The sequence below is a fragment of the Corynebacterium sp. genome, assembly GCF_012837295.1.
Taxonomy (GTDB): Bacteria; Actinomycetota; Actinomycetes; order Mycobacteriales; family Mycobacteriaceae; genus Corynebacterium.
This window is the reverse complement of record NZ_DURI01000145.1, coordinates 1-5,368: the sequence shown is the minus strand read 5'-3', so window position 1 is coordinate 5,368 and position 5,368 is coordinate 1. Positions and strand designations below refer to the sequence as shown.

Here is a 5,368-nt window from a genome sequence, read left to right as displayed (position 1 = left end):
TCCTCGATGAGCGCCTTCTGCAGCGCCGCCTCGATGGCCGGGGTGGTGAACTCCTCCTCCCGCAGACCCTCCACGGCCGTGATGGTCGCGTCGAGCGCGGCCACGGCGTCCTCCTTGAGGTTGCGGCGGGCGGACTTCTCGTCGAGCTGGAACTCGTCATCGGACACGACGAGGAACTTCACCAGGTCCCACGCCTCGCCGAGGGTCTTGATGCGCGTCTGCACCATCTCCGCCAGGAAGGCGAAGTCCTTGGCCGGGTAGTCGATCGGCCAATCGCGGGTCTCGGCGAGGTAGGTGCGCAGGCGCGCGGCGAAGTCCTCGGGCGCCAGGCGGCGGATGTGCTCGGCGTTGATGGCGTCGGCCTTCTTCTGGTCGAAGCGCGCCGGGTTGGAGTTGACGTCGGCGACGTCGAAGGCGGCGACCATCTCGTCCATGGTGAAGACCTCGTTGTCCGCGGAGATCGACCAGCCGAGCAGCGCCAGGTAGTTGAGCAGGCCCTCGGGCAGGAAGCCGTTGCGGCGGTGGATGAACAGGTCCGACTCGGGGTCGCGCTTGGACAGCTTCTTGTTGCCCTCGCCCATGACGAACGGCAGGTGGCCGAAGTGCGGGGCGCCGTTGCCCACGCCGATGCGCTCCAGGGCGCGGTACAGGGCGATCTGGCGCGGGGTCGACGGCAGCAGGTCCTCGCCGCGCAGGACGTGGGTGATCTCCATCAGAGCGTCATCGACGGGGTTGACCAGGGTGTACAGCGGCTCGCCGGTGGAGCGGGCGATGACGAAGTCGGAGACGACGCCGGCCTTGAACTCGACGCGTCCGCGGACGAGGTCGTCGAAGGCGATGTCCTCGTCGGGCATGCGCAGTCGGATGACGGGCTTGCGGCCCGCCTCGCGGAACGCGGCCTTCTCCTCGTCGGTGAGGTCCCGGTCGTGGTTGTCGTAGCCCAGCTTGGGGTCGCGGCCGGCGGCGCGGTGGCGGGCCTCGGTCTCCTCCGGGGAGGAGAAGGACTCGTAGGCCTCGCCGGACTCGATGAGCTTGGCCAGCACGTCGGCGTAGATGTCCTTGCGCTGCGACTGGCGGTACGGGCCATGCGGGCCGCCGACGTCGATGCCCTCGTCCCAGTCGAGGCCGAGCCACGTCAGGGCGTCGATGATGGCCTGGTAGGACTCTTCGGAGTCGCGCGCGGCATCGGTGTCCTCGATGCGGAACACGAGCTTGCCGCCGGTGTGGCGGGCGTAGGCCCAGTTGAACAGGGCGGTGCGGATCAGGCCGACGTGGGGGGTGCCGGTCGGTGAGGGGCAGAAGCGGACGCGAACATCAGACATGCTTGACGACGATACCCGCCCCCTCCCGCCCGCTAAGCGCCAACCGGGCGATGCGGCGGTGCAGGTGCGGGGGCGGGTTCGCGCGTGCTCGCTAGTTGCGGACCTTGCAGGTGGAGATGCCGAAGATCCGGTACAGCGGGCAGAAGCCGACGATGGCGGTCAGCGCCATGATGGCGGCGACGACCCAGGCGATGATGGAGATCACGCCGGCGGTCTTCCACGCGACGATGGCGGCGATGACGGCGATGACGATGCGGACGATGCGGTCCGCGGCGCTCTCATTGGTTTTCATGCCGTCGATTCTATTCGGGTCGCACCAGGCATGACCGGGCGCGACGGTGTTTTACCCCACATACCCCCGGAAGTATTTTGCATGCGGCGGGCAATTCCGGACCACTGATCGGGCACGCCTTGGAAAACTTGCCGATTTATACCCCCTGGGGTATGTTGATGCATCATGAACGTGACCACGGAGAATCAGAGCGCCGGCACCGCCGCGAAGGGCGGCGACGGCGCCAAGCCCACTCTCATCGACAAGCTGCGGCTGACCCCGCTCCCCCTGTTCGCCACGGTGATGGGCACCGGCGGGCTCGCGATGGCCTGGCGCCGCGCGCACGAGGTGCTGAACACCCCGGCGTTCATCGCCGACGCGCTGTTCTGGATCGCGGCCGCCGTGTACGTCGCCCTCCTCATCGCCTACGGCGTGCGCATCTCTTCGCGCGAGCGTCTGCTGGAGGACCTGCGCCACCCGATGAAGGTCACCTTCCTCACGGCGATCACGGTGTCCCTCGTCATCCTGGCGACGTCCGGCCGGGCGGTTCTGCCCGAGGCCGTCGCCGAGGGCATGTGGTGGGTCGGCGCGATCGGCCACATCGCCGGCATGCTGCTGACCATGCGCATGTGGATCAACCCGCGCATCAGCCTCGATCACGTCACCCCGGCGTGGTTCATCCCGGTGGTCGGCAACGTCCTGGTGCCGCTGGCGGGCGTGGGCTTCGGCAACGTCGGCATGAGCGTGTTCAGCTTCTCCGTGGGCATCATCATGTGGCTGGGCATCCTGCCCGTCGTGCTGCTGCGCCTGTTCACGCACAAGGCGATGCCTCCGAAGTTCCGGCCGACGGTGCTCATCCTCGTCGCCCCGCCGGCCGTCGGCTCCGTCGCCGCGCTGTCGCTGTTCGGCGATCTGGACGACCCGAGCCTCGCGGGTGCGGCGCTGCTGTCCACCGCCGGCGCGTTCCTGCTGCTGGCGCTGACCATGCTCCCCGAGATCATCGCCCTGCCGTTCAACATCCCCCACTGGGCGATGTCCTTCCCCCTGGCCGCGATGGCCGCCGCGACGCTGCTCTACTCGAACGTGTTCGGCATCTTCTTCCTGGCCATCGCCTCGCTGCTCATCGCGTGGCTGTGGGGCAAGACCGTCAACGCCATCGTGCGCGGCGGGATCTTCGTCGAGGAATGACCCGTAGCGGCTACCCCAGCCACTCGTCCGCCACGCGCCCGCGGTAACCGAGTTCGGCGAGCCGCCCGAGCCACGCCCCGATCGGCGCGTCCCCGCTCCCCGGTGCCCCACGGCCCGGGGAGTCGGCTATTTGCACGTGGTGCGGCAGCGGCTGCTCCCCCGCCGCGACGTCATCGAGCCACGCATCGACGTCGACCCCGAGTTCGGCGAGGTGGAACACGTCGAGCAGCAGCCCGGCGCCCGTCTCGCGGCACAGGTCCACGGCCGTCCACGGGTCGCGCACCGGCAGGTCGGGATTGCCGGACATCGGCTCGATCAGCGGCGTGAACCCCGGCAGCGCCTCCACGACGGCCCGCACGTGGCGCCGCTGCGCCTCCGTCACCTCGGGCCCTCCCGCACCGGGCAGCAGGTTTCCCATCGACACGCCCGTCAGCTCCCTCAACCGCCGGATGGCGTTCAGGTGGGCGTCGGAAAGCATCCTGTCGTGGAGCACCCCGCGCTCCCCGGCCGCCATGTCGCCGGCCCACAGGTTGATGGCGACCAGTTCGACGCCGGCTCCGCGCAGGCCTTCGGCGAATTCGAGGATTTCGCTTTCCGACGGTTCCTCCACGGCGAAGGGCCACCAGAACTCGACCTCGCGGTACCCGGCGCGGGCGGCGGCGCGGGCGGCCTCGGCGGGGGCGAGCCCGGGAAAGAGGATCGAGCAATTGGCGACGTGCGCGGCGGGGGTCATGACCGCCAGCGTAGTGGCGCATGCCACAATCTTCAGACATGAACGAGGTCATGGAACATGGGCCCACGGACGGGGTGCGGCGCGTCGCCCTCGTGACCGGGGGCGGGGCCGGCATCGGCGCCGAGGTCGCCACGGCACTGGCCGCCGACGGGTGGACGGTGCGGATCTGCGGCCGCACGCCCGAACCGCTGGAGGCGACGTGCGCCGCCGACCCCGCGCGGCTGAGCTGGGCGCGCTGCGACGTCACCGACGAGGCGGACGTCGACGAGCTCGTCGCCGGCATCATCGACGACTTCGGGCGGCTCGACCTGGCCGTCGTCAACGCCGGGGTGCCCGGGCCGACCGCCCCGCTCGGCGAGATCGACGCCGCCGGTTTCCGCGGCACCGTGGAGATCAACCTGACGGGCGCGTTCCTCACCGCCCGCGCCGCCTTCCGCGCCATGGCCGCGCAGGAGCCGTCCGGCGGGCGGATCCTGTTCAACGGCTCCATCGCCGCGCAGACCCCGCGGCCCCACTCCGCGCCATACGCCGCGTCGAAGGCGGGCCTGGCGGGACTGGCCGCCGTCACCTCGCTGGACGGCAGGCCGCACGGCATCACCGCCACGCGCATCGACATCGGCAATGCCGCCACCGGGTTGCTGGCCGGGTTCGGGGCCTCGACCGGCGCCCTGCAGGCCGACGGGTCCCGCCTGGTCGAGCCGACGTTCCCCGCCGCCGAAGCCGCCCGCGCCTTCGTCTACGCGGCGTCGCTGCCGCCGAGCGCCGTCGTCGATCAGCTGACCGTCACGGCCACCGGAATGCCGTTCGCGGGGCGGGGTTGAGAAACGGCCATGAACCCCTCTGACGTGGACGTTTCGGGGGCGAATCGGTTCCCGGGCATCCGCTGGGTATCATCGAACTACACCCGGGACGCCGGATCGGCCGGGGAAGTGCACGGCACTCACCAGCCCTTTTCCGGTGTTCCGCAAGGTCAAACGCGGGAAGGCGGTGAACGGATCCGATGACCTCGGAAGGCGACGAATGCGTCCGCGGCCGACGGGGCCCCTTCGACGGGCGACCCGCCACCGCGCCGGATTTCCTGCTCTCCCGCAGCCACGGTTCCGTGCGCACGCAGGGGTCGCTGGCCACGTACACCGACCCGTGGCTCGCCGCCGAGCGCCTGCGCCGCGGCGAGCACCAGATGGTCGTCGGCGCGATCCCGTTCAACCCGGAGCGCCCCGCGGCGCTGACCGTGCCGCGCGAGATCATCCGCTCCGAGCAGCCCCTCGAGCCGCCGGCCCATTACCGGTGGAATTCGCCGGAGATGAAGGCCCGCATCCTCGGGCATGACCCGGCTCCGGAGGAACATCTGGAGCGCATCGACGCCGCGATCCGGACCATCAAGGTCTCCGGCCTGGAGAAGATCGTCCTCGCCCGCGCCGTCGATCTGGCCATCGACCCGGCCATCGACCCGCTGCAGCTGTCGGCGCGCCTCATCGACCAGTCGCCCAATCGCGACGGTTTCGTCGCAGACCTCGACCCCGCGGGCGGCCGCTTCACGGGCCGCCTGCTCGTGGGCTCCTCCCCCGAGATGCTCGTCCGCCGCCGGGGCCGCATCGTCGAGGCCTTCCCCCTGGCCGGCTCCGCCCCGCGCTCCCGCGACCGCGCCGCCGACGAGGCCGCCGCCGCGAAGCTCACGGCCTCGCGCAAGAACAACGAGGAACACGAGTTCGTCGTCGACGACATCGCCGACAACCTCGACCCGATCTGCTCCCACCTCGACGTGCCCCACGAGCCCCAGCTGCTGAGCACCTCCGAGATGTGGCACCTGGGAACCTTCATCCGCGGCGAGCTGAAGGATCCCATCGTCTCCGC

6 protein-coding genes are annotated in these 5,368 nt (G+C 70.4%); 3 read left to right on the top strand and 3 right to left on the bottom strand.

The window, feature by feature from the left end; all coding sequences use genetic code 11:
* On the bottom strand, positions 1–1,322 hold a 1,322-nt coding region (gene gltX / locus GX015_RS04990; RefSeq protein WP_291343259.1), incomplete at its 3' end, for a glutamate--tRNA ligase.
* Between the two features lie 91 nt (positions 1,323–1,413).
* Positions 1,414–1,614 (bottom strand): DUF2892 domain-containing protein, encoded by a 201-nt coding sequence (locus tag GX015_RS04985; protein ID WP_291343257.1) that lies wholly within the window; start codon positions 1,612–1,614, stop codon positions 1,414–1,416.
* Between the two features lie 165 nt (positions 1,615–1,779).
* On the opposite strand from GX015_RS04985, the gene GX015_RS04980 reads away from it, so the two are divergent.
* The gene (locus tag GX015_RS04980; RefSeq protein WP_291343255.1) at positions 1,780–2,781 is read left to right on the top strand and encodes an SLAC1 anion channel family protein; all 1,002 of its coding nucleotides are present in this window, start codon (positions 1,780–1,782) and stop codon (positions 2,779–2,781) included.
* Positions 2,782–2,791: 10 nt separating this feature from the next.
* Here GX015_RS04980 and GX015_RS04975 read toward each other — a convergent pair whose 3' ends face one another.
* The gene (locus GX015_RS04975) at positions 2,792–3,514 is read right to left on the bottom strand and encodes a TIM barrel protein (RefSeq protein WP_291343253.1); all 723 of its coding nucleotides are present in this window, start codon (positions 3,512–3,514) and stop codon (positions 2,792–2,794) included.
* 38 nt (positions 3,515–3,552) lie between these two features.
* Between GX015_RS04975 and GX015_RS04970 the strand changes: the two genes are divergently transcribed.
* Together GX015_RS04970 and GX015_RS04965 are read left to right on the top strand one after the other, a co-directional pair.
* Positions 3,553–4,335 (top strand): SDR family NAD(P)-dependent oxidoreductase, encoded by a 783-nt coding sequence (locus GX015_RS04970; RefSeq protein WP_291343251.1) that lies wholly within the window; start codon positions 3,553–3,555, stop codon positions 4,333–4,335.
* 179 nt (positions 4,336–4,514) lie between these two features.
* Positions 4,515–5,368 (top strand): chorismate-binding protein (locus GX015_RS04965; RefSeq protein WP_291343249.1); only part of this gene is annotated, 854 nt, incomplete at its 3' end.

What these genes read in the sequence shown, in the direction of transcription:
- GX015_RS04985 (WP_291343257.1), bottom strand. Translation starts at nt 1,614, where the DNA reads ATGAAAACCAATGAGAGCGCCGCGGACCGCATCGTCCGCATCGTCATC.
- GX015_RS04980 (WP_291343255.1), top strand. Translation starts at nt 1,780, where the DNA reads ATGAACGTGACCACGGAGAATCAGAGCGCCGGCACCGCCGCGAAGGGC.
- GX015_RS04975 (WP_291343253.1), bottom strand. Translation starts at nt 3,514, where the DNA reads ATGACCCCCGCCGCGCACGTCGCCAATTGCTCGATCCTCTTTCCCGGG.
- GX015_RS04970 (WP_291343251.1), top strand. Translation starts at nt 3,553, where the DNA reads ATGAACGAGGTCATGGAACATGGGCCCACGGACGGGGTGCGGCGCGTC.